This is a genomic window from Anabaena sp. CA = ATCC 33047, assembly GCF_963870205.1.
Taxonomy (GTDB): Bacteria; Cyanobacteriota; Cyanobacteriia; order Cyanobacteriales; family Nostocaceae; genus Trichormus.
Map to the genome: position 1 here is coordinate 324,352 of NZ_CAWMSA010000056.1, position 22,605 is coordinate 346,956.

The 22,605-nt window shown below is 41.9% G+C and carries 20 protein-coding genes; 17 read left to right on the forward strand and 3 right to left on the reverse strand.

The window, feature by feature from the left end; genetic code table 11:
* The first annotated feature begins 142 nt into the window (after window positions 1-142).
* The 6 genes from AACS98_RS17975 (at window position 143) to AACS98_RS18000 (ending at window position 6,588) form a co-directional block, all read left to right on the forward strand.
* Window positions 143-742 carry a gamma-glutamylcyclotransferase gene (locus AACS98_RS17975; RefSeq protein WP_066382299.1) on the forward strand — a complete coding sequence of 200 codons (600 nt, stop codon included), beginning with the start codon at window positions 143-145 and terminating at the stop codon, window positions 740-742.
* A gap of 83 nt (window positions 743-825) precedes the next feature.
* The gene (locus tag AACS98_RS17980; RefSeq protein WP_066382301.1) at window positions 826-1,389 is read left to right on the forward strand and encodes a leucine zipper domain-containing protein; all 564 of its coding nucleotides are present in this window, start codon (window positions 826-828) and stop codon (window positions 1,387-1,389) included.
* A 4-nt stretch (window positions 1,390-1,393) separates the two neighbouring features.
* Complete coding sequence (locus tag AACS98_RS17985; protein ID WP_066382303.1) at window positions 1,394-1,783, forward strand: DUF2358 domain-containing protein; 390 nt, start codon at window positions 1,394-1,396, stop codon at window positions 1,781-1,783.
* A 102-nt stretch (window positions 1,784-1,885) separates the two neighbouring features.
* On the forward strand, window positions 1,886-2,155 hold the full coding sequence (locus AACS98_RS17990; protein WP_066382306.1) for a hypothetical protein: 270 nt from the start codon (window positions 1,886-1,888) through the stop codon (window positions 2,153-2,155).
* Between the two features lie 164 nt (window positions 2,156-2,319).
* On the forward strand, window positions 2,320-3,507 hold the full coding sequence (locus tag AACS98_RS17995; protein ID WP_066382308.1) for a TRC40/GET3/ArsA family transport-energizing ATPase: 1,188 nt from the start codon (window positions 2,320-2,322) through the stop codon (window positions 3,505-3,507).
* Window positions 3,508-3,813: 306 nt separating this feature from the next.
* Window positions 3,814-6,588 carry a GAF domain-containing protein gene (locus AACS98_RS18000; protein WP_066382310.1) on the forward strand — a complete coding sequence of 925 codons (2,775 nt, stop codon included), beginning with the start codon at window positions 3,814-3,816 and terminating at the stop codon, window positions 6,586-6,588.
* A gap of 245 nt (window positions 6,589-6,833) precedes the next feature.
* On the opposite strand, the gene dnaN is transcribed toward AACS98_RS18000, so the two are convergent.
* Both dnaN and dnaA read right to left on the reverse strand, forming a co-directional pair.
* Window positions 6,834-7,994: a DNA polymerase III subunit beta gene (gene dnaN, locus AACS98_RS18005; RefSeq protein WP_066382311.1), complete on the reverse strand. Its 1,161-nt coding sequence runs from the start codon at window positions 7,992-7,994 to the stop codon at window positions 6,834-6,836.
* A 350-nt stretch (window positions 7,995-8,344) separates the two neighbouring features.
* Window positions 8,345-9,718, reverse strand: a complete 1,374-nt coding sequence (dnaA, locus tag AACS98_RS18010; RefSeq protein WP_066382312.1) for a chromosomal replication initiator protein DnaA — start codon at window positions 9,716-9,718, stop codon at window positions 8,345-8,347.
* Between the two features lie 166 nt (window positions 9,719-9,884).
* Between dnaA and AACS98_RS18015 the strand changes: the two genes are divergently transcribed.
* The 7 genes from AACS98_RS18015 to AACS98_RS18045 all read left to right on the forward strand — a co-directional run bounded on the left by AACS98_RS18015 (window position 9,885) and on the right by AACS98_RS18045 (window position 17,505).
* A complete protein-coding gene (locus AACS98_RS18015; RefSeq protein ID WP_066382313.1) occupies window positions 9,885-11,159 on the forward strand; it encodes an HhoA/HhoB/HtrA family serine endopeptidase in 1,275 nt (424 codons plus the stop codon).
* A 102-nt stretch (window positions 11,160-11,261) separates the two neighbouring features.
* Entirely contained in the window at window positions 11,262-11,795 is a 534-nt protein-coding gene (gene def / locus AACS98_RS18020; protein ID WP_066382314.1) for a peptide deformylase, read from the forward strand.
* A gap of 94 nt (window positions 11,796-11,889) precedes the next feature.
* Complete coding sequence (locus AACS98_RS18025; RefSeq protein ID WP_066382316.1) at window positions 11,890-13,032, forward strand: HMA2 domain-containing protein; 1,143 nt, start codon at window positions 11,890-11,892, stop codon at window positions 13,030-13,032.
* A gap of 35 nt (window positions 13,033-13,067) precedes the next feature.
* A complete protein-coding gene (locus tag AACS98_RS18030; protein ID WP_066382318.1) occupies window positions 13,068-13,742 on the forward strand; it encodes a hypothetical protein in 675 nt (224 codons plus the stop codon).
* A gap of 163 nt (window positions 13,743-13,905) precedes the next feature.
* Window positions 13,906-16,209 carry a heavy metal translocating P-type ATPase gene (locus tag AACS98_RS18035; RefSeq protein ID WP_157087536.1) on the forward strand — a complete coding sequence of 768 codons (2,304 nt, stop codon included), beginning with the start codon at window positions 13,906-13,908 and terminating at the stop codon, window positions 16,207-16,209.
* Window positions 16,210-16,289: 80 nt separating this feature from the next.
* Window positions 16,290-16,595 (forward strand): DUF5132 domain-containing protein, encoded by a 306-nt coding sequence (locus AACS98_RS18040; RefSeq protein ID WP_066382320.1) that lies wholly within the window; start codon window positions 16,290-16,292, stop codon window positions 16,593-16,595.
* A gap of 313 nt (window positions 16,596-16,908) precedes the next feature.
* Window positions 16,909-17,505: an HMA2 domain-containing protein gene (locus AACS98_RS18045; RefSeq protein WP_066382322.1), complete on the forward strand. Its 597-nt coding sequence runs from the start codon at window positions 16,909-16,911 to the stop codon at window positions 17,503-17,505.
* A 115-nt stretch (window positions 17,506-17,620) separates the two neighbouring features.
* Here AACS98_RS18045 and AACS98_RS18050 read toward each other — a convergent pair whose 3' ends face one another.
* Complete coding sequence (locus AACS98_RS18050; protein ID WP_066382323.1) at window positions 17,621-18,433, reverse strand: carbon-nitrogen hydrolase family protein; 813 nt, start codon at window positions 18,431-18,433, stop codon at window positions 17,621-17,623.
* A gap of 233 nt (window positions 18,434-18,666) precedes the next feature.
* Here AACS98_RS18050 and AACS98_RS18055 point away from each other — a divergent pair, with 233 nt between their 5' ends.
* The 4 genes from AACS98_RS18055 to AACS98_RS18070 all read left to right on the forward strand — a co-directional run bounded on the left by AACS98_RS18055 (window position 18,667) and on the right by AACS98_RS18070 (window position 22,442).
* Entirely contained in the window at window positions 18,667-19,260 is a 594-nt protein-coding gene (locus AACS98_RS18055; protein WP_066382403.1) for a MarC family protein, read from the forward strand.
* Window positions 19,261-19,356: 96 nt separating this feature from the next.
* Window positions 19,357-20,181: a nitrate ABC transporter permease gene (ntrB, locus tag AACS98_RS18060; RefSeq protein ID WP_066382324.1), complete on the forward strand. Its 825-nt coding sequence runs from the start codon at window positions 19,357-19,359 to the stop codon at window positions 20,179-20,181.
* 73 nt (window positions 20,182-20,254) lie between these two features.
* Window positions 20,255-21,082, forward strand: coding sequence for an ABC transporter ATP-binding protein (locus tag AACS98_RS18065; protein ID WP_066382325.1), 828 nt, complete (start codon window positions 20,255-20,257; stop codon window positions 21,080-21,082).
* Between the two features lie 58 nt (window positions 21,083-21,140).
* The gene (locus AACS98_RS18070; protein WP_066382327.1) at window positions 21,141-22,442 is read left to right on the forward strand and encodes a CmpA/NrtA family ABC transporter substrate-binding protein; all 1,302 of its coding nucleotides are present in this window, start codon (window positions 21,141-21,143) and stop codon (window positions 22,440-22,442) included.
* The last annotated feature ends 163 nt before the right edge of the window (window positions 22,443-22,605 follow it).

Sequence of the window (22,605 nt, forward strand, 5' to 3'; positions counted from 1 at the left end):
AAGTCCTTACTACAAACCAATCTCATTTTAAATGCAGAAATTTTTTTCCAACTATAAACTACAGTTTACCTATCGGGATATAGTTGTATTTAGGAAAATTGTATAGTAAAATTTCGCTAGTAGTGCATACGTCTAGGGATAGATGAGTCATCAAAGCGGACATCAACACCACATCTGGGTGCAATCCCATAATCCTGCAAAGTCAGAGTTAGAATTGCAACAAAAGCTACAAAAAGAGCCGACATTCTACTATTTTGCCTTTGGCTCTTGTATGTGTCCTGTAGATTTGAAGCGATCGCTCGGAGAAAACACGCACCCTTACGTAATTAGCCCTGGAGTTTTAAAAGGTTATCGGCTAGGATTTTATCTAATTTCTCCCGCGCGTAAATGCGGCGTTTTAGATGTAGTACCAGATCCGCAAACTAGCGTTAACGGTGTACTATATGAGCTACCCTGGCGACTGAGCGAATATTTAGATCAACGTGAAGGTGTCGCCCAAGGATTATACCGCCATGAATTAGTAGATATTCACTGCCAAGAGCAAGTATATAAAAATGTGCGTACTTATGTAGCCGTCAATAAATTAAAAGAAGAAGCAGCACCTAATGACTGGTATTTTAACGTAGTTCTCAGAGGTGCTATTACCTGCGGACTACCAGAAGAATATTGCTGGCATCTATTTAATAAAATGTATAATTTACAACAACGTCATCAAGCAATACAAATCAAACTATCTGCCTAGATGAACAGGAGGCAAAAATCAGGCATCACTCAGCAACGCCACCCTAAAAACGCTAGGCTAGAGTGTAAAGTGCAATTAAGACTATGACACCGGAAGAAATTGCGGGGACTTTAACAGACTTATTTGGTGCAGACAATTTACAAGCCATTGCACCCGGCTCGTGGCAAATAGACACAGCGACATTCAGACTATTGGTACTGCTGTCAGAAGATCAAACTTGGCTGCGAGTATTACTGCCAATTATGCCAGCGACAGAAGCCCAACCATTTTTAACACAGTTTTTAGAAGCCAACTTTGATGACACCCAAGAAGTACGTTACGCTTTGTATGACGGCGTGATTTGGGGAGTGTATCAACATAATAGCGGTAGTTTAGTGAGTGCCGACTTAAGTAGTGCGATCGCCCGTCTGATATCTTTACAAGAAGCTGGTTTAAACGAAGTCTTCAATCGCCTAGTAGAGAACCGCATCAGACAAATTGTTCAAGCAGCCAAACAACAAGGACAATCTCTACAAACCACAATGCAAAGCCTAGAAAGATTCTACGCCGAAGGATTGTTAGGAGAAATTAACCAAACAGCAGAAGCCAGAGAAGAAGTTTTAGCCGCATGGCAAAAACAACTAGAACGCCTATGGAACGAAGTATAACTAAATGGATATCATCGCCATACTAAAAGCAGATTATCAAAGATTTCCAGATAATCAAACCTATAGCATTTACGCTGATGACGTTTACTTTCAAGATCCGCTTAATAATTTTCGCGGAGTTGAACGCTATAAACAAATGATCAAATTCATCCAAACATGGTTTATCAACTGCCGGATGGACTTACATAACATTCAAAACATCGGAAACACAATCAAAACAGAATGGACACTCAGTTGGAACACACCCCTACCGTGGAAACCGCGCATAGCCATTTCAGGCTGGAGTGAACTAAAACTGAACCCAGATAACCTAATTATTTCACACATTGATTACTGGCATTGTTCAAAAATAGATGTCTTAAAACAACATATAATGCCCATAAAACCACAGTAAACCCTCCGCGTACCTCCGCGTTTACCTCCGCGTACCTCTGCGTTTAAAAACCTCCCCTACCTCACCCACAAATAACATACTCAAACCAAAAGAGCGATCGCAATGGCAGATAAAGAACTCAAACAACTAATAGAAGCTAACGCCAAAACAGTCCAAGCCATGCTAGACGAAATAGCCGACGCAAGAGAGGAACGCCAAGAACTGCGAGAAGGAATGCTCCAACTGCAAAAAGCCATCGAAAAACTCACAAAAGTACAAGAAGGGATATATAACCTGTTGCTATCTGGAGATGGCGATCGCCCAACAATTCTTAACAAACTCTCAGAAATCGAAACCAAACTAGATCAACTATTACAAGGAACCAGGGAGTAGAGAATGGAGAGGAAGCGGAGGAAACAGGGGAAGAAAAAGTTATTCAATTTTGAATGAGAGAATTTTGAATTGATTGATGCCCCATTCCCCATTCCCCATAAACCATCGATAATAGAAATAGCGTAAATAAATGTAAACAAATCTCAGGCAGGGCATAATCATCCATGCGAGTAATTTTAATGACAGGAAAAGGCGGCGTGGGTAAAACCTCAGTTGCTGCTGCAACTGGACTCCGTTGTGCGGAATTAGGATATCGTACACTGGTTTTGAGTACAGACCCTGCCCACTCATTAGCAGACAGTTTTGATTTAGAATTAGGACACGCACCGCGACAAGTTCGCCCTAATTTATGGGGTGCAGAACTCGATGCACTGCAAGAACTAGAAGGAAACTGGGGTGCTGTGAAGCGTTACATCACCCAAGTTTTACAAGCTAGGGGTTTAGAGGGAGTACAAGCAGAAGAATTAGCCATCTTACCAGGGATGGATGAAATTTTTGGCTTAGTAAGAATGAAACGCCATTATGATGAAGGCGAATATGATGTTTTGATTATTGACTCTGCACCCACTGGTACAGCATTAAGGCTTTTAAGTTTACCAGAAGTTGGTGGCTGGTATATGCGGCGTTTTTACAAACCATTTCAAAACATCTCCGTCGCACTGCGTCCTCTGGTTGAACCGATTTTTAAACCCATTGCGGGGTTTTCCTTGCCAGATAAAGAAGTGATGGATGCGCCTTATGAATTTTATGAACAAATTGAAGCTTTGGAAAAAGTGTTAACAGATAACACTCAGACTTCAGTTCGTTTAGTCACCAATCCAGAGAAAATGGTGATTAAAGAATCCTTACGCGCTCATGCTTATTTAAGTTTATATAATGTTGCCACAGATTTAGTAGTGGCAAATCGAATTATTCCGCGAGAAGTGGAAGATCCATTTTTCCAGCGTTGGAAACAAAATCAAGAAGAATATCGTCAAGAAATCCACGAAAACTTTCATCCTCTACCTGTGAAGGAAGTACCACTATTTTCTGAAGAAATGTGTGGTTTAGCAGCGTTAGAGCGTTTAAAAGAAACACTCTACAAAGATGAAGACCCGACTCAAGTATATTACAAAGAAACTACTGTCAGAGTAGTGCAAGAAGACAATCAATACAGCTTAGAATTGTACTTGCCGGGTATTCCTAAAAATCAAATTCAACTCAGCAAAAGTGCGGACGAATTAAATATTACTATCGGCAACCATCGCCGGAATCTCGTATTACCGCAAGCCCTGGCTGCACTCCAACCCGCAGGTGCAAAGATGGAAGAAGACTATCTAAAAATCCGCTTTGCTGATAATGTGAGAGTTTAATTTGGTTTGAAGTGGATAAGCGGGTAAATTAAATCTCAAGGCTACGCTCAAAACTTTTTTGATATGATGTTAGACGCAATCAATAATATTGCGTCTTTTTTTGATGATTAAATTTTGATGAAAATTGACCAATCGTCATCACAAAAACTCTACATTTATTTTAATAAAGAAATGTAAAGAAATATAAAAGCCGGGGAAAATAATCGCCGTAGTTTTACTGAGGACAATGTGATTTAATAAAAATAAGAATATGTTTAAATATCAGAAATTTTAGTAATAGTTCTGAAATTCATTTAACTCAAAGCAATGTCCCCCATCGCTCAACCCAATTTGCAGGTTAGTCTTGATCAAGAAAGCGTACTACGCCGGATCACCACTCGTATACGTCAATCTTTAGAGTTGGAAGATATCATCACAGCGACAACGGCGGAGGTACGTGCTTTATTGGGAACTGAGCGAGTGATGATTTATAAATTCCATGCTGATGGAAGCGGTAAGGTAATTGCGGAATCGATTTATGAAAATCGTCTTCCTTCACTGCTGGGTTTAAATTTTCCGGCTGATGACATTCCCCCCCACGCCAGAGAACTATTTATTAAATCCAAAATACGTTCTGTAGTCAATGTGGAATCGGGACAAATTGGCCAGAGTCCCCTACACAACTTAGAAACAGGAGAACAGATATCAGAAGAACTTTGTTATCGTCCTGTAGATGGGTGTCACCTGGAATATTTGAAAGCAATGGGGGTAAAATCTTCAGTAGTTGCACCGATTATTTATCAAGATACACTCTGGGGTTTGTTGGTATCTCATCACTCTCAAGCCCGTGATATTTCAGAACAAGAGTTAGAAGCCATGCAGATGATTGTAGATCAATTATCGGTGGCGATCGCCCAAAGTAACCTCCTTACCCAAACCCGTGCAACAGCCCAAAGGGAAGCTGTGATTAACCGTATCGCTACCCTACTGCACTCATTACCCACAATCGTCTTACAACCAGCTTTAGAAGCAGCAGTTAAGGCTTTTGATGGTGTTGGTGGTCGGTTGTGTCTGAGAAACCAAAAACTTGATCTACACAACAGTCATCACAAGAGTTTAGCAGAATGTTTAATACCGGGTAGCGATGACATCCGACTTTATACCTATGGACAGCAACCAGTCATTCCAGAACCAACTATCTATCCCCTCATCGAGCAGTATAGTGTCTGGCAGGTACACTACCAATCCCATGAGTATGATGTTTGGGCAATTTCCGACCTTTATCAAATTCCCGCTTTACGAACCTTACAACCTGTTTTCCAACCAACGAAAATTCGTAGTATTTTGATGATTCCGTTGGCATATCGTCAACAGTTGCTGGGGTATTTAAGTATTTTCCGCAATGAAATAGACACAGAAACTCTCTGGGCAGGTCAGCATGATCCAGACCAAAGACAATTATACCCCCGGCTATCATTTGAATTGTGGCGTGAGTCTAAGAAAGCGCAAGCCCAAGAATGGACAATTGCAGAAATTGAACTAGCTACAGAACTGGGTAAACATTTTGCCTCAGCTATTCAGCAGTATGAACTGTACCAACAAGTACAAGCCTTCAATGAAAATTTAGAAAAACAAGTGCAAAAACGCACTCTAGAATTAAAACATACAACAGAACAACAACAGGCAGTTTTTGGTGTTATTACCAAAATTCGTGAGTCTCTGGATACTGAAACTATATTTAAAACAACGACTAAAGAAGTTTGCCAACTGATTAAAGCAGATCGAGTTTCTGTATATCGCTTCAATGCAGAATGGGGTGGCGAATTTGTGGGTGATTTTGAAGCTGCTAGTCCCCATTGGTCTAATGAATCCAAATTAGGTGTTAATCTAGTTTGGAATGACACTTACTTACAAGAGACAGAAGGTGGACGCTACCGTTACAATGAAACATTTGCAGTAGATGACATCTATAAAATGGGCTTTACTCAGTGTCATCTCGATAATTTAGAAGAATATCAAATTCATGCGTTTATTTTAGCTCCCATCTTGTTTGGACAGAAACTTTGGGGTTTATTAGCAGTTTATCAACATTCTGGCCCGCGACATTGGAAACCCTCAGAAGTTAACTTCTTAACTCAAATAGCAGCCCAACTAGGAGTAGCACTACAACAAGCGGAACTCCTCAGCCAAACACAGCAGCAAGCCGAAAAATTAACTCAAGCACTGCAACATTTACAACAAACCCAAACCCAACTGATTCAAACAGAAAAAATGTCTTCCTTGGGGCAATTAGTAGCAGGTGTAGCCCACGAAATTAATAACCCAGTCAACTTTATTTATGGCAATCTCTGTCATGTGAACGAGTATGCTACAGATTTGCTGAGTTTGGTGGAGCTTTATCAACAGCAATTCCCTGACGGAACGGCGGAAATTCTCGATTTAGCAGACAGGATTGATTTAGAGTTTTTATCTGAAGATTTCCCCAAGACTTTATCTTCTATGCAAATTGGGGTAGAGCGCATCCGTCAAATTGTCATGTCTTTACGGAACTTTTCACGCCTAGATGAAGCCGAAATGAAAGCTGTGAATATTCACGAAGGTATAGACAGTACCTTGTTGATTTTGCAGCATCGCGTCAAAGCAAAACCAGAAAGTCCTGCTATTCAAGTCATCAAAGAATATGGTGACATTCCCTTGGTAGAGTGCTATGCCGGGCAGATGAATCAGGTGTTTATGAATGTGTTAAGTAATGCCATTGACGCTTTAGAAGATTATAGAAAATCCCCATCACAACCTCATAACAGTCAGATTACTATTCGTAGTAGTATTGGTGAGTTAGAGGGCAAAATTAAAAGCGTAGTCATTCGCATTGCGGATAATGGCCCAGGCATACCAGAAAATGTGAGAATGAGAATATGCGATCCATTTTTTACTACTAAGCCAGTAGGTAAGGGTACAGGCTTAGGCTTATCAATTAGTTATGGGATTGTAGTAGATAAACATGGCGGTGTGTTTAAATGTGAGTCTGAGTTAGGAGTAGGTACAGAATTTTGCATTGAAATTCCGATCCAACACCTGAACTATCACAAAGATGCTCAATAGTCTTGTGATATGATGTCGGTTTAAAGTAATACTCAGATACCCGACTTCTTTGAGAAGTCGGGTATCTATGCCATCATGGCTCTACATCATTGATTTCGTGCAACTTCATAGAGAATTGGTTTACGTAGCTGGCATATTAGTAGGGTGCGTCAGATATGAAAAATACGTTTATTGACAGTATTTAAACACTCTGACGCAGCCTACAAGACATCTGTAATCTGACACTTGCGTAACTCGTAGTTTTTTTAACTTCTCAATTGCACTGGCATAGCTAAATAAGTCATTTTTAAACCACCCAGGGGTGTAAAAATCACGGGAGTTAGTTCTTGATTTAGGTGCATTTGAATTTCTGTGGATGGCAAAGCTTTCAAGCCTTCCATTAAATACTTGACGTTAAAGGCTATGTTGATATTTGTCCCAGAAATTTGAGCAGACATCGACTCTCTACCGCTACCCATTTCTTGCGCTTCACAAGATAAGGTAAGTTGTTGCGCGTCACTATCAATAGAGAGTTTCACAATATTATTTTTCTGATCAGCTAAGACGGCTATTCGCTCTAATGTACTTAAAAATTGTCGCCGTTCTATTGTTACTTGTCGTTCAAATTGCCGGGGAATCAGTTGTCTATAAGCTGGGTATTGACCTTCTAAGGTGCGGCTAGTCAGACGTTGATTACCCCATGCAAACACTACTTGACCTTGATCTAAATATAGGGCTATAGGTTCATCGGCGGCAGCGTTATGAGCTAACATCCGTTCTAGTTCGCGTAATGCTCTAGCTGGTACTGTCACCTCTAGTTGTTGTTCATCTTCTTCTAACGGACGTTCATTAGTGGTTTCTACGACTGCTAGGCGGTGTCCATCAGTAGCAGCAAATTCTAAGGTGTCTTGTTTAACGGTAAGATGAACTCCGGTGAGGACTTGCTTTGTTTCATCCCCACTGGTAGCAAATAAAGAACCCCGCAAGCCTTCAATTAATGCTGTGGTGGTGATATGAATGGCTTTGGTGTTTTCAATTAAAGGTAATTCGGGAAAGTCTTCCGCACCCATAGCACGTAACTGATATTGTCCAGTTTTGGGTGTGAGGGTAACGACTAAACCCTCACCTGTGGCGGTGTTATCCGTTACTTCGTCATCGAGGGTGATTTCTCCTTCTGGGAGACGGGAGGTAATATCTACAAGTAATTTAGCAGGAAGTGCGATCGCTCCCCCTTGTCCAACTTCCGCATTAAAGCTGGTGCGAATACCCAAGCTGAGATCAAAGGCTGTTAAGCTTACTTGGTTAGTTTGAGCATCTGCTTGTAGTAGCACATTGGCAAGTACGGGGTGAGTTGGCCGTGAAGGTACTGCACGACTAACAAGGGAAAGATTGGTACTGAGGTCGCTTTGGGCGCAAACTAATTTCATTGTCCGATTCAGCTGGTGAATTAATTATACTAGCATCTGACGTGGGAACTGGGGATTGGGGAGATGAAGGAGCAAGGGGAGCAGGGGAGCAGGGGGAGAAAAACTAATGACTAATGACTAATGACTATCTGTGGAAAACTTGTGGAAAATACTAGGGGGTTTTCCACAGGGTAATTATACTTAATCTAGTTTTCCACGGAAATATTTAGTTTTCCACAACAAAAGGCTGATTTTTCCACAGAGGAGAGGAAAATTTAAACATTTTTTATATATTACTTAATATTTTAAATGATGTTGGGAAAGTCAGACGATGAATGATTGTGGAAAACTCTAAGTTATCATCAAGATGATTAATGAGAACGGCTCATCATGTTGATGCGATCGCTCAGTTGTCGTAAAGTTGTAGCTAGGGTGTGGTCTTTCTTTTGTAGTTGAGTAATTTTTTCACAACTATATAATACAGTTGTATGGTCTTTCCCACCAAATTCTTCACCAATTCGCGGTAAACTCAAATCTGTGTGTTGCCGCATCAAATACATCCCAATTTGACGCGTCCAGCTAATTTCCCTGCGTCGGGAGTTACCTTTGAGGTCTTCTATGGCAACATGAAAATGTTCAGCTATCACCTTGAAAATCGCCTCCGGTGTGGCGGCTATTTTCTCCGTTGGGGTTTCTAAGACTGGGGTAATATTTTCTACAGTCATTTGTAAACCCCAAATCGCAATGTAAGCTAAGGCTCTGGTTAAAGCTCCTTCTAATTCCCGAATATTAGAAGTGTATTTAGCGGCAATATACTCAATCACATCACGGGGCAACCTGATATTTTCATACTCAGATTTTTTTTGTAAAATAGCCATTCTTGTCTCTAAATCGGGCGACTGAATATCAGCAATTAACCCCATAGAAAACCGCGAACAAAGACGTTCTTGTAATCGCGGTATCTGGTTTGGGGGACGGTCAGAAGCAATCACCACTTGCTTACCAGCTTCATGTAACGTATTAAAAGTATGGAAAAATTCTTCTTGAGTATATTCCTTGCCTTCAATAAACTGAATGTCATCTACTAATAAAACATCAGCAGCCCGATAATGTTCTCGGAAACTCTGCATACTATCATTACGAATAGCTGTAATTAAATCGTTGGTAAACTGTTCTGTAGAAACATAAAATATCTTAGAATCAGGACAAATTTCTAAGCGATAATGTCCAATAGCTTGCATCAGGTGAGTTTTACCTAAACCGACACCACCACATAAAAATAAAGGATTAAACTCTCGCCCTGGATACTCCGCCACAGCTAAGGATGCGGCGTGAGCCATACGATTATTTGCACCGACCACAAATCGAGAAAATGTATACTTAGAGTTTAATTCTGTAGTTATTTGCTTCTTTTTATTAATAGTTTCCAAGGGAATATTTGGATGTGGTTTTTCCCAAGCAATGGCTGATTCTTCAAACTCACCAACTGTATCACCCTGAGCAACTTTAATAGCAATTTCTACAGGATATCCTAAAATATCTTGCACAACATTAGCAATAGTTTTAATGTAATACTTTTGTAACCAATTGCGAGCAAAAGGGTTAGGTGTGATAATCACCAAACAGTTATTATCTAACTGTTCCGCGCTAGCTGTTTTAATCCACGTTTCAAAGGTGGGACGGGATAATTCTATCTGTAAACGCTCTAATACCTGACTCCATAAACTGTCAATGGGCATTTCCATCATTTACCACCTGCGCTGCTAATCGTCACAATAAAGATATGGGCAAGCATCAAATTTGCTTGAGATGCTCTAGACCAGGAACCAGTTTTAAGTTGTAATCAGTTTGGGACATACCCGGTAGGCAAGATCCTAGCATTACCTGAGTAACACGGAGAAGTAAAGACACATGAAGAACACACAGGATAACAGTAAATTAAAAAATCTTCCTCTTGAGAGTTGGTTTCACCAAGGGGGAGTTAAGAGGATGAGGTTGATGTTACTGAGTGGGGTAGCTGTGGTTTCCTTGGGCGGTTGCGGTGTTTTACCCACTAAGTCTTTACAAACGCCAACAAATCCAGTCGAGTCTCAGACGACAGCCCAAAACACAAATGATACCAGTACGGTAGTTGCACCGCCAGCAATTATTTCCGCCTCTGGAGATCCCAATTTTGTGGTGCGAGTAGTGCAGAGGGTGGGCGGGGCTGTGGTGCGAATTGATTCGGCGAGAACTGTGACTGCTCGTGTACCGAATGAATTTAGTGATCCCTTTTTCCGGCGGTTTTTTGGTGAGGCTGTTCCCAGCCAGCCTAGACAACGGGTAGAAAGAGGTAGCGGTTCAGGCTTTATTATTAGTTCCTCTGGTCAGATTTTAACGAATGCTCACGTAGTAGACGGTGCGGATAAGGTGACAGTCACCCTCAAAGATGGCAGAACTTTTGATGGTAAAGTCTTGGGTGAAGATCCGGTGACAGATGTAGCTGTGATTGAAATTGATGCTAATAATTTACCGACTATATCTTTAGGCAACTCTGAGACTTTACAACCAGGGGAAGCGGTAATTGCTATTGGTAATCCACTCGGTTTAAATAATACGGTCACTTCTGGAATTCTCAGCGCGACAGGTCGCTCTAGTAGTGATATTGGTGCTAGTGATAAGCGTGTTGATTATATCCAAACAGATGCGGCGATTAACCCTGGTAATTCTGGCGGCCCTTTATTAAATGCTAATGCTCAGGTGATTGGGATGAATACAGCGATTATCCAAGGGGCGCAAGGTTTAGGATTTGCCATCCCGATTAATACTGTACAGAAAATTGCTCAGGAATTAATTACTCAGGGTAGGGTTGATCATCCTTATTTGGGAATTCAGATGGTGACACTGACACCAGAAGTTAAAGACAGAATTAATGATAGATTTGGCGATCGCATCAATATTACAGCCGAGCAAGGTGTCTTATTAGTCAGGATTGTACCGCGCTCTCCCGCCGCTATTGCCGGACTCAGACCTGGGGACGTAATTAAAAGTATTAATAATCAACCTGTTACCACAGTTGAACAAGTCCAAAAGCTAGTAGAAGATAGCCAAATCGGTAGACTTCTACCCGTTGAAGTTGAACGCAATGGACAGACAAGGCAAGTTGCTGTCCGTCCAGCACCTTTACCAGTAGATCGAGAAGGTTAATCATTAGTTATTAGTTATTAGTCATTAGTCATTAGTCATTGGTAAAAGTTCTTCTTCTCCGCTTCCGCCGCTTCCCCTACAACCCATTCAGGAGAGTTACAAATGACCAACTTACCGTCTATTATTCAAGTCGGGAATCCTACATTACGCCGCCAAGCTGCGCCGGTGGAGAATGTTCATGATCCCGCTATGCAAAAACTGATTGATGATTTAATTGCTACGGCTATTCAGGCTCATGGTGTGGGAATTGCTGCGCCGCAAGTGGCACAGTCTGATTGTTTATTTATTGTGGCTTCCCGTCCTAATCTCAGATATCCCCACGCCCCAACAATGGAACCAACGGCAATGATCAATCCTAGGATAGTGGCTCATTCGTCTGAGGTTGTGAAAGACTGGGAAGGTTGTCTGAGTGTTCCTGGTATCAGAGGATTAGTTCCCAGATATCAAGCGATCGCAGTTGAATATACCGACCGTTATGGCCAATTACAACAGCAAGAACTAACTGATTTTGTGGCTCGTATATTTCAACACGAATTTGATCATTTAAATGGTGTACTCTTTATTGACCGTGTAGAAAAACCTGCTGACATGATCACTGAGCCAGAATATCAAAAAATTGTATTCCACACTACATAATCAAAAATTCTTCTTAAGAATGATACCCAACAAGATTTTTCGATGTATACTTAACCTATTGTTAACCTCCATTCGGGTGTAGCTATCGAAATAAATGGCACAAACTATGATTAGTCGCGCAAGGTTAAGTCCTGACCTACCAAGGTTTTCTGACTTAACCTTGACCCAGCGTCACTACGATGCAATAAAAGTGAATACAAATAGCAGTAGAGTGGTAATACAGCCACAATTAGAACTCTCTGCTACGAGTATGCAAGTTGTACACGCAACCAATGGGCGCATACGTATTAAAGCGACTGATGGTAGTTTTAGCTCCAACGTCCAGAGTATCACCCAATACTTAGGCCAATATCCAGGCGTGAAAGAAGTGACTACAAATGAGCAAACAGGCACTATAGTAGTTAGCTTTGATCAGCAGCAAATCTCACTGTCACAGATGTTGGGAGTGTTGCAAAGATTAAATATTCCAACATCCCAAAATAGGCCGTTGTCTGATCCGTTTGCTGCTTGGAAATCGGTAGATTTTTGGAAAGAGCAGACAATATCTTTTATTCCCTTGATGACAGGGTTAGCTGTTACCAGTAGATTGGGAATTAGTGGATTAGCCTCGATTCCTGTCTATATGATGACCGCCGATGCTACTCGCAGGGTGATAGATTATCTCAAACCGCGCCTTGATGGATTAGCAAGCGGTAAGAGTGCAGATGCCGAGCATCAATCTGCAAATCCAGAAAATCAAACTTCTATTGTTAAAAAACATAGCGAGACAATCAAGTGGTCAGCCAAAGTGACCTATAGTGTGATACATCAGATACCGGGAAGGATTCGGTTTCACGTTCCAATGATAGCGAGCGATCGCGCCTATGCAATGCGGCTAGAAAGGGTATTGCAAACCGATAGTTTAGTCAAAAGCGTGCGAATTAATGTTGATGCTGCATCTGTGGCGATTACCTACAAGCCAAGCACAGAAATAGCTGTATCCCATTGGGTAAGTCTGATGGAATCGGCTTGGGAAACAACTAAACCTACAGTTGCCGTCAGTACCACAGCAAAACCAACACCGTCAACAACAGTATCTATATCTGAACCGGAAACAGAGAATCAACTAACTCAGTCAACAGATGCAACAATATCTGCATCGGATGGCAAAACTATATATATCTCTAGTTGGTGGGCTGATATGAAGGCTCCAGCACTGTCTTATTCTCTAGCCATTATGGCGAACTTACCGTTGTAATTATTTCCCGACTCAGGAATACTGGAGGAATCAAGATGGAAGATTCTGCATCATCATCAGACTCTGTTCCCCGACCTAAACCCGAAAATTGTACACATCCCACAGCAGTAACTTATAGTATTACTGTTGCCCTACCGGGACAGGTGACTTTCTGCGTACCCAGGATTAGTGAAGATTCAAACTACCTGCAACGACTCCTCAAGTTGCTAAAACAGGAAACTGGGATCATCACTCAAGAAGTTAATGCAGAGACGGGATCAGTTGTGATTAGCTACAAGCTAGGGTTAAAGTCTGATTTGGCAATGCGATCGCATCTGGCTAATTTACTGCAAGCAGCTGATTATGCAGAAGTCAAACCAGAGATTGCAGATTTTCCGCCTCAGCCTAGTCTTCACCCCTTAACAATTGAACCACCTACGACAGTAGCCTGTAACATCGTTCATGCTATTCCCGGACGAGTGCGGTTTCATGTACCGCAAATCGCATCAGATCCAGCTTATGTTGAACGTTTAGAGGCTGTATTACAAGCAGATCCAGTAGTTAAAAGTGAACGAGTTAATCGAGATGCCGCATCAGTTATCATTACCTATCAACCTCAAATGTTCCGCAATTCTCACCAACAAATGCCAAGGGTGTATACAGCAGCAGTCCCGTATCTTACGCATCTGATTCAACTGGCGGGGATCACTGCTGAGGCTGACATCAATTAATAAAAAAAACAAATCTGCATTCAGTTATCTGATCTCTTCAGATAGGGGAGAGTGCTGATAGTGAAAGGGCAAAATTTTTTGGGCCTAGGGGTACTTATTTTGTTTTTTTACGGAAAAAACTACGGCTTTACACAAGTTTATTCATCGTTTCAGGGATTAATCAATGGCAAAAACCACCGTTCAACTAGCGTCACCCGTTGCTCCTCAATCTTTAGAAGTGGTAGAAGTACAAAATGAGGAAGCGTCTGTAACTTCCATAGCTGCTTATCAGACAGACGAAAAACAACTTGGCAAAGTGACTGCAACTACTACCAAGCAGATTCCTCCTGTTACCTATAGTATTGTCCATGCAGTTCCGGGGAGGTTGCGGTGGCGTGTGCCTCGGTTGCGCTACGACGCTGACTATGCACAGCGTCTTTTAGCTTTACTAGAAGCTGATACCCTGATGACAAATGTCAGAATTAAACCGGCGGCGGCTTCTTTAGTTGTTACTTATAAAGTAAGTACAATTACGGATGCAAAAATGCGATCGCGCCTCGCTTGTCTGATTGTGGCTGCTAGTGATCTCGACATCTTACCACTCAACACTAAGCATTCATTAGCCACAGCCGATGAGGCAGAAAAATCCAGGACGGGATTGCAACTTTCCATGTTAGCCACTGGTTTAGCAGTGCTGGGTGGGTTGGGAGTATCGATTCCCCCGATGTTGACGACGGGTACTATTGCCTTAGCCACATTACCTGTAGTGCAGAGAGCATTGGCAGGAATTGTGACTCAACGTAAACTGACTATCGACTTTTTAGATTTTATTGCGATCGCCATTACCACCGTTCAAGGGCAGTTTCTCACCCCCGCCTTGATGTTAAGTTTAATTGAGATTGGGGAAAATATCCGCGATCGCACGGCGCGCGCTTCCAAAATGCAAACCCTAGATTTATTAAATTCCCTAGGACAATTTGTGTGGGTAGAACGGGATGGGGAAAAAGTGCAAATCCCCATCCAACAAGTCAAACCAGGGGACACAGTGATAGTTTATCCAGGGGAACAAGTACCCATAGATGGCAGCATCATCAAAGGTAAGGCACTCCTAGATGAACAAAAACTGACAGGTGAATCTGTGCCGATTTTGAAAACCAAAGGACAAGCGGTGTTTGCTTCTACCTTAGTACGGGAAGGACGAATTTACATCCTGGCGGAACGGGTAGGCAACGACACCCGCGCCGGACAGAGTATTAAATTAATGGCAGATGCGCCTGTCCATGATACCCGCATGGAAAACTACGCCATCAAATTTGCAGAAAAAGCTGTTTTACCAACTTTGTTACTAGGGACAGCCGTATTTGCACTGACACGGAACCCAGCACGAGCAGCCAGCGTGTTGAGTCTGGATTTTGCCACCGGGATTAGAGTCTCAATCCCTACAACTGTGTTAGCCGCACTCAGCTATGCAGCCCGTCAAGGAATTCTCATCCGTAGCGGTCGCGCCTTAGAACAACTAGCAGAAGTTGATACAGTAGTATTTGATAAAACCGGCACACTCACCCAAGGGGAAGTATCGGTAATTGCGGTAGAGAGTTATCACCCAGAGATAGGGAGCGATCGCATTTTAGCCATAGCCGCCGCCGCCGAACAGCGTTTAACACATCCAGTAGCCGAGGCGGTGATTCGTTACGCAGAAGCGCAAAAAGTCGCCATTCCCAGCCGTAGCAAGTGGGATTATCAACTCGGTTTAGGTGTCAAAGCCGAAATTGATGGCGAAACGGTTTATGTAGGGAGCGAAAGATTTTTACGTCAGCAAGAGATTAACATGGAGCCGCTTAACGGCAACGGTAGTAAAGCCACCTCGGTAATTTATGTTGCCATTAACGGACAACTTCAAGGTAGAATAAAGTATAGTGATATTCTCCGCCCAGAGAGCCGGGAAGTCATCTCCCAACTCATGACAGTAGACGGCGTGGAGGTGCATATGCTGACTGGGGATAACAAGCGAACCGCGCAAGCTGTAGCGACTGAATTGGGAATTGCGCCCAGCCATACCCACGCAGAAGCTTTTCCAGAACAGAAAGCAACCGTAGTCCGTCAACTGCACGAACAAGGTAAGACAGTTGCATTTGTCGGGGATGGAATCAACGATTCCCCAGCTTTAGCCTACGCCGATGTTTCCATATCCTTCGCCCACGGTTCAGAAATCGCCCGCGAAACAGCAGATGTGGTGTTAATGGAGAATGACTTGCATGGGATATTAGAGGCGATCGCGATCGCGCGTCAAGCCAAGCATTTAATTCGACAAAACACCAGTATTGTGGCTCTTCCTAACTTAGCGGCATTAATGGTAGCAACGTTGTTTGGTTTGAACCCCTTAGCAGCAACCGTAGTCAACAACGGCTCTACCATCGTGGCTGGAGTCAACGGCTTACGTCCAATTCTCAAACATTCAGCGAAAAAAGCTCTACCATCAGGGAGATGAGATAGCGAATCTAGCAAGATTAGGCTAGAAAGCTTTAATAAGTACAATTTTTCAGATTCAAATTACCGGAGGAATTAATTATGGCACCTAGAATTACTGACTTTGTAGAAGAAGCTGGCGCGCCTGGTGTAATCGCTGGGATTGGTGCTGTGCTGCTAGCTCCCGTTCTCCTACCTGTAGTAGCGGGAATTGGGAAACCCATAGCCAAGTCAATCATCAAAGGTGGAATTGTTGCCTACGAAAAAAGCAAAGGTGCTTTTGCCGAACTCGGAGAAACTTGGGAAGATATCGTTGCAGAAGCCAAGGCGGAAATAGCAGAAGCTAAAGAAACACCAGCCTTTGAAGCTAGCAGCACCACCATCGATACTGCTGATAATGCTGTGTAAATTAGTCATGGGTAATTGGTAATTGGTTTTTCCTATTATCAATTACTTATACTGTTGAAATTATCTGACAAATCTAGAGACGTTGCAGGCAACGTCTCTATACATTCGTCCATTTGCTTTTAAAATCTGCAAATTTAGAGCAAATTGCCACCAGATATCATACAGATTCATCCGCGTACCCTACGGGTTCGCGTAGCGTCTCTGTTCGCAGAGCGTCCCGTAGGGAAAGAGAAGCAAGCTATATCCGCGTGCATCTGCGTTCATAAATTAATTAAATAAACAATCAAAAAGCTTAAATTCGGAGGATGGTTTGATGTTAACAAATAACCACGGCAATCTGACCACAATGCCTAAATTAACCCAAAAAATTAACTTTAAAACACCATCCCAACCAATATCTATATCTACAAAAATTATCAGTGATACCCCAGGTAGACTAAGGTTGAGAATTGCCCATGCTCACCGTCAGCCTGAAATCATGCAACACATTGCTAATGCACTAGCAGCCCAACCTACTATTCAAGCAGTCAGGACTAATATTCATCATGGCAGTATTGTGATTAAACATGATGGGACAGATGAAAGCTTAAAAGATGTGCTGGCAACACTAGAAGATTTAGGGATAATTTTTGCAGAAACTACAGCAGGTAATACTGAAGCTGCAACGACTGTAGCCAGTGCAGTTGTAGATTGGAATAAACAAGTCAAACAAGCAACTGATGGCGTGGTTGATATTCGCTTTCTCTTTCCCTTGGGACTGAGTATTTTAGCGGTGAGACAGTTAATAATTAAAGGTTTGCAGTTGGAAATTATTCCCTGGTATGTGTTGGCTTGGTATTCCTTTGATAGTTTTATTAAACTGCATGGAATTACACCACAAAAGCCTAGTGCTGAGTCGGGAGAGTCGTAATTGGGGACTGGAAGGTATTGGGGACTGGGTAAAAGTTTTTCTTCCTCCGCTTCCTCCGCTCCCCCTGCCTCCCCTGCTTCCTCATCTCCCCTACTCCCCTACTCCCCTACCTTAACTAAAAGACGCGATGCTGTAGAGAAGGCATCTGACGACGGACTTGTTCTAGACGTGAGGGATTAATTTCTGCGATCGCCACTCCCGGTTTATCACCTGCATCAGCTAAAATTGTCCCCCAAGGGTCAATGATGACTGCGTGTCCGTGGGTGAGACGACGACCATAATTATTACCTGTTTGTGCGGGGGCAATTACATAGGCAGTATTTTCAATGGCTCTAGCTTGTAATAATACTTGCCAATGGTCTTTACCTGTAAACGCAGTAAAGGCAGCAGGTACAAAAATGATATCTACACCCTTAGTTGATAGATGGCGATAGAGTTCAGGGAAGCGGACATCATAGCAAATAGACACCCCGATATTGCCAAAATTTTCCGAGAAATGCACGGGGGGTAATTGCTCACCGGCGACAACGGTACTAGATTCACGGTAAGTGTTACCGTCAGGAACGTTGACATCAAACAAGTGTACTTTGTTGTAGCGGGCTAGTTCTTCGCCATTGGGATCAACTAGAATTGTCCTATTATAGACCTTGCCTGTATCGCCTACGGGTACAGGAAAGCTACCGCCTAGAAGGGTAATTTGGTAGCGTTGCGCCATTTTCTTAATAAAGATTTCACTTTCATGGGCGATCGCTTCTGCTTGTGCCAGTTTATCCTTTTCTTCCCCCATAAACGAGAAATTTTCTGGCAAACCCACCAATTCCGCACCCTGGCGCACAGCTAAATCAATTAATTCTTCGGCTTGTACCAAATTCTTTTGTAAATTTGGCAAACTTGTCATTTGAATAGCGGCGGCTAAATAAGACTTCATAGACTTAAAAAACAGTGTAGTTGTGTGAGATAGATACTCAAATATACCGTTACTTCAATATCCGACAAAGGGGGCAAGGGGGCAAGGGGGGCAGGGGGATGAGGGGGATGAGGGGGATGAGGGGGATGAGGGAGACAAGGGAGAACTTTTATATTCCCAATCCCCAATCCCCAATCCCCAATCTCCTATACTCAAGTTAGCTTGTGATCAAACCTTGATTAACTGGCGCGATGATAGATACTCGTATTTTTATCCAAACTTTTATTGCAGTGTTTGTCTTAGCAGATGCCATAGGCAATGTACCAGTGGTTTTAGCTTTAACTAAGGGTATGGAAGCAGAAGACAGAAATAAGGTAATTGATAAGGCGGTGATTGTAGCGATCGCAGTTCTGCTAACATTTGCCTTTGCTGGACAATATATTTTGACTTATTTAGAAATTAGCATGGGTTCGTTGCGCGTAGCTGGCGGGCTGTTATTGCTGTTAATCGCCTTGCAAATGCTGCGGGGAGAACTGAATACACCAATTACCGCACAAGGGCGGGATGTCTCGATTACACCTTTGGCTTTGCCATTGCTGGCAGGGCCGGGTACAATCACGACAGTGATGTTGTTAATGTCCAAATCCCACAGTCCCCATCTGGCTGTAGTGTTGGGGGTTGTGGGGGCGATGTTTGTGACTTGGTTGATTTTGCGCTTGGCAAATAAAATTGATAGTTTGATTGGCGTGGAAGGTGGGGTGATTGTCACTCAGCTTTTAGGTTTTCTGTTGGCAGCTTTGGCTGTAGAGATTGGTAGTACAGGGATTCGAGAATTATTTTTACAGTAGACACTGCATATTTACATAGTGTTGCTGTTGTCCGTAAAACTTGCCAAGATAGTTGTTAATTTTAATTGATAGTGCAATTCGAGGTTATTCAACTATATGGTAGTTAACTCTAACAGACTACTGGTGCAACATCGAAAAATCAAGCAATTATTTTGGGGAATTTTCCAGCGAACTTTTGCACCTTTATGTGGTATTGCTAGCATTTTAATATTTTGGTATCTAATCAGCCTTACTCCTAATACATCTTTACCTTCTCCGTTGGCAGTAGTGAGCAACACTTGGGAATTAATTATTAATCCATTTTTTAATTATGGTGGCTTGAATAAAGGTTTTTTTTGGTTGATTCTTGCTAGCCTCAAACGAGTGATATTTGGTTATTTGATAGCTGTGGTGATTGGCATTCCCATAGGTTTTTTGATTAGCCTAAATAAATTTTTAAAAGACGCTATAGACCCCATCATCCAGTTTTTACGTCCTGTTGCACCTTTGGCGTGGCTACCTTTAGCACAGGCTATATTTCTCAAACCTAATCCCTCAGCTATCTTCGTGATTACTATTACTGCGATTTGGCCGATTATTATTAATACGGCTTTGGGTGTGAAAATGATACCCAAAGATTATATCAATGTTGCCAAAATCTTAGAACTATCATTTTTAGAAAACTTTTACAAAATCCTCATACCTGCAACATTGCCATATATTTTTACAGGTTTAAGAATTGCGCTTGGTCTTTCTTGGTTAGCGGTTGTAGCGGCAGAGATGTTACTATCTGATGATGGACTAGGCTTTTTCATTGTGGATGCTTACAATAATTCTAATATTAGTGAGATTATATTGGCGATTATATATCTAGGCTTTGTGGGTCTGAGTCTAGACAAAATTATGTCTTATCTAGCTTTTAAATTTACACCACAAGAATAGTTGTGGTACAGCAATAATTTACAGTTAAAATAACACCAACATCAGTTGGCTAAAATATAGGAGAATTTTTCCAATGGATAACTTTGTCCAAATTCATAGTATCAATAAAGAATATCCTGCGCCAAATGGTGAGAAAAACATCATTCTTCAAGATATCAATTTAGAAATTCGGCAAGGGGATTTTATTTCTTTAATTGGTCATTCCGGTTGTGGTAAATCTACTTTACTGAATATTATCGCCGGGATGGAAAAGCCTTCTGGGGGTTATGTAGAAGTAGATGCTACAAGAGTCAAACGTCCAGGGGTAGAACGGATGATGGTATTTCAAAACTATTCGCTTTTACCTTGGTTAAGTGCTTGGGATAATGTGGCTTTAGCTGTGGATAAGGTATTATCTCATAAGCCTAAAGCTGAACGCGATCGCATCATCGCTACTCACTTAGAAATGGTTGGTTTAAAAGATGCAGCCCACAAAAAACCAGGACAACTTTCTGGAGGCATGAAGCAAAGAGTAGCCCTCGCCCGTGCTTTAGCAATTAAACCGAAACTGTTGCTGTTAGATGAACCTTTTGGGGCTTTAGATGCCCTCACCCGCAAATCTTTACAAACGGAATTAATGGATATTTGTAATCTGGCTCATATTACAACTATTATGGTGACTCATGATGTAGATGAAGCCTTGTTACTTTCTGATCGCGTGGTAATGTTGAACAATGGCCCGGCTGCTACCATTGGTCAAATTTTAGATGTACCCTTTGGTCGTTCTCGAATTTTATCAGATATTGTAGACCATCCCCTTTATCATGACCTACGTCATGAATTACTAAATTTTTTACATCATCAACAACAAGCTCAATATAAAGCAGTAGCAAGGATACCTGTTGGGAAAACATCTACATAAAAAATCAAAAGTTTTGGCTATAAAAAACAGGGCTTGTCTCTTAATATTCAGTTAAAATATGGCACAATTTACGAGAAGAAATTTTTTAACGGTTGGTGGTGCGGCGTTATTATCAACAACTCTTAGTCATCGTTCTCCAGCTATCCCATCTCCAACAAGTTTGTATGCTGCTTATAGTGATGCGCCAGAAATTACAGGGGCAAAACTCGGTTTTATTCCTGTTACCAGTTCTTGTCCGTTGATTGTAGCGAAATCCAAAGGATTTTTTGCTAAACATGGAATGCCAAATGTAGAAGTGTTAAAACAACCTTCTTGGGCAGTGATGCGTGACAAACTGATGTTAGGTTCAGATAATGAAGGTTTGGATGGCGCACATTTGCTATTTCCTATGGTGTATTTAATGGCCACTGGTGAAATTAGCTATGGGCGTAAAATTCCGATGTATATTTTGGCTCGGTTGAATGTAAACGGGCAGGGTATTTCTGTTAGCAATGTTTATCAAGATTTAAAACTTGGGCTAGATAGTTCTTCACTCAAGTCAGTGTTTGCCAAAAAAAGTTTAGCTGGCGAAAATATACGCTGTGCTATACCGTATCGTCGGGTAACTGGTGACTTTTTTATGCGTTGGTGGTTAGCTTATGGTGGGATTGATCCTGATAGGGATGTATCATTGATTGTAGTGCCACCACCGCAAATGGTAGCTAATATGCGTGGTGGTTCGATGGAGGCTTTTTGTGTGGTAGATCCTTGGCATCATCGCTTGCTCAAACAAGGAATTGGTTACTCTACCGTTACCAGTGGAGAGTTATGGCATAATCATCCAGAAAAGGCTTTAGGAATGCGTGCTGAATGGGTTGATAAACATCCGAAAGCGGCGAAGGCTTTATTAGCGGCAGTTTTAGAAGCTCAAATCTGGTGCGATCGCCCGGAGAATAAAGCCGAATTATTTCAGATTTTATCACAACGGCAGTGGATTGGAGTCCCCAGTGAATTTGTGCGCGATCGCCTCTTGGGTAAGTTCGATTATGGTAATGGGCGCGTAGTCGAAAATAGCCCCCATGCGATTAAATTCTGGCGGGAAAATGCTTCTTATCCCTATAAAAGTCATGATTTATGGTTCTTTATTGAAGATATGCGCTGGGGTAATCGTTCAAAAGAATTTAATCCCCAACCCATCATTGATGCAGTTAATCGGGAAGACTTATGGCGAGAAGCTGCTCAAATCATCGGGCAAGAAACAGCTATTCCCGCTAGCACATCTCGCGGGATAGAAAAATTCTTTAACGGCTTAGAGTTTGACCCGGAAAATCCCCAAGCTTATCTCAATGCTGCCAAAGTTCGGAATGTTCATAAATTCTAACTAATTAGCTATACTTGATATGAGAATAGATACATAAAGTAATAAATTGCAAATAAGATTAAGTATTGCAAAGCTGTCTGAAAAACTATTGCTTATGTTGTCAATATATTGAGAAAATGAGGCAAAGAAGCTGATAAGCATTAGAGTAGAACAACAAAGAGAA

What these genes read in the sequence shown, in the direction of transcription:
- AACS98_RS17975 (WP_066382299.1), top strand. Translation starts at nt 143, where the DNA reads ATGAGTCATCAAAGCGGACATCAACACCACATCTGGGTGCAATCCCAT.
- AACS98_RS17980 (WP_066382301.1), top strand. Translation starts at nt 826, where the DNA reads ATGACACCGGAAGAAATTGCGGGGACTTTAACAGACTTATTTGGTGCA.
- AACS98_RS17985 (WP_066382303.1), top strand. Translation starts at nt 1,394, where the DNA reads ATGGATATCATCGCCATACTAAAAGCAGATTATCAAAGATTTCCAGAT.
- AACS98_RS17990 (WP_066382306.1), top strand. Translation starts at nt 1,886, where the DNA reads ATGGCAGATAAAGAACTCAAACAACTAATAGAAGCTAACGCCAAAACA.
- AACS98_RS17995 (WP_066382308.1), top strand. Translation starts at nt 2,320, where the DNA reads ATGCGAGTAATTTTAATGACAGGAAAAGGCGGCGTGGGTAAAACCTCA.
- AACS98_RS18000 (WP_066382310.1), top strand. Translation starts at nt 3,814, where the DNA reads ATGTCCCCCATCGCTCAACCCAATTTGCAGGTTAGTCTTGATCAAGAA.
- dnaN (WP_066382311.1), bottom strand. Translation starts at nt 7,994, where the DNA reads ATGAAATTAGTTTGCGCCCAAAGCGACCTCAGTACCAATCTTTCCCTT.
- dnaA (WP_066382312.1), bottom strand. Translation starts at nt 9,718, where the DNA reads ATGGAAATGCCCATTGACAGTTTATGGAGTCAGGTATTAGAGCGTTTA.
- AACS98_RS18015 (WP_066382313.1), top strand. Translation starts at nt 9,885, where the DNA reads ATGAAGAACACACAGGATAACAGTAAATTAAAAAATCTTCCTCTTGAG.
- def (WP_066382314.1), top strand. Translation starts at nt 11,262, where the DNA reads ATGACCAACTTACCGTCTATTATTCAAGTCGGGAATCCTACATTACGC.
- AACS98_RS18025 (WP_066382316.1), top strand. Translation starts at nt 11,890, where the DNA reads ATGGCACAAACTATGATTAGTCGCGCAAGGTTAAGTCCTGACCTACCA.
- AACS98_RS18030 (WP_066382318.1), top strand. Translation starts at nt 13,068, where the DNA reads ATGGAAGATTCTGCATCATCATCAGACTCTGTTCCCCGACCTAAACCC.
- AACS98_RS18035 (WP_157087536.1), top strand. Translation starts at nt 13,906, where the DNA reads ATGGCAAAAACCACCGTTCAACTAGCGTCACCCGTTGCTCCTCAATCT.
- AACS98_RS18040 (WP_066382320.1), top strand. Translation starts at nt 16,290, where the DNA reads ATGGCACCTAGAATTACTGACTTTGTAGAAGAAGCTGGCGCGCCTGGT.
- AACS98_RS18045 (WP_066382322.1), top strand. Translation starts at nt 16,909, where the DNA reads ATGTTAACAAATAACCACGGCAATCTGACCACAATGCCTAAATTAACC.
- AACS98_RS18050 (WP_066382323.1), bottom strand. Translation starts at nt 18,433, where the DNA reads ATGAAGTCTTATTTAGCCGCCGCTATTCAAATGACAAGTTTGCCAAAT.
- ntrB (WP_066382324.1), top strand. Translation starts at nt 19,357, where the DNA reads ATGGTAGTTAACTCTAACAGACTACTGGTGCAACATCGAAAAATCAAG.
- AACS98_RS18065 (WP_066382325.1), top strand. Translation starts at nt 20,255, where the DNA reads ATGGATAACTTTGTCCAAATTCATAGTATCAATAAAGAATATCCTGCG.
- AACS98_RS18070 (WP_066382327.1), top strand. Translation starts at nt 21,141, where the DNA reads ATGGCACAATTTACGAGAAGAAATTTTTTAACGGTTGGTGGTGCGGCG.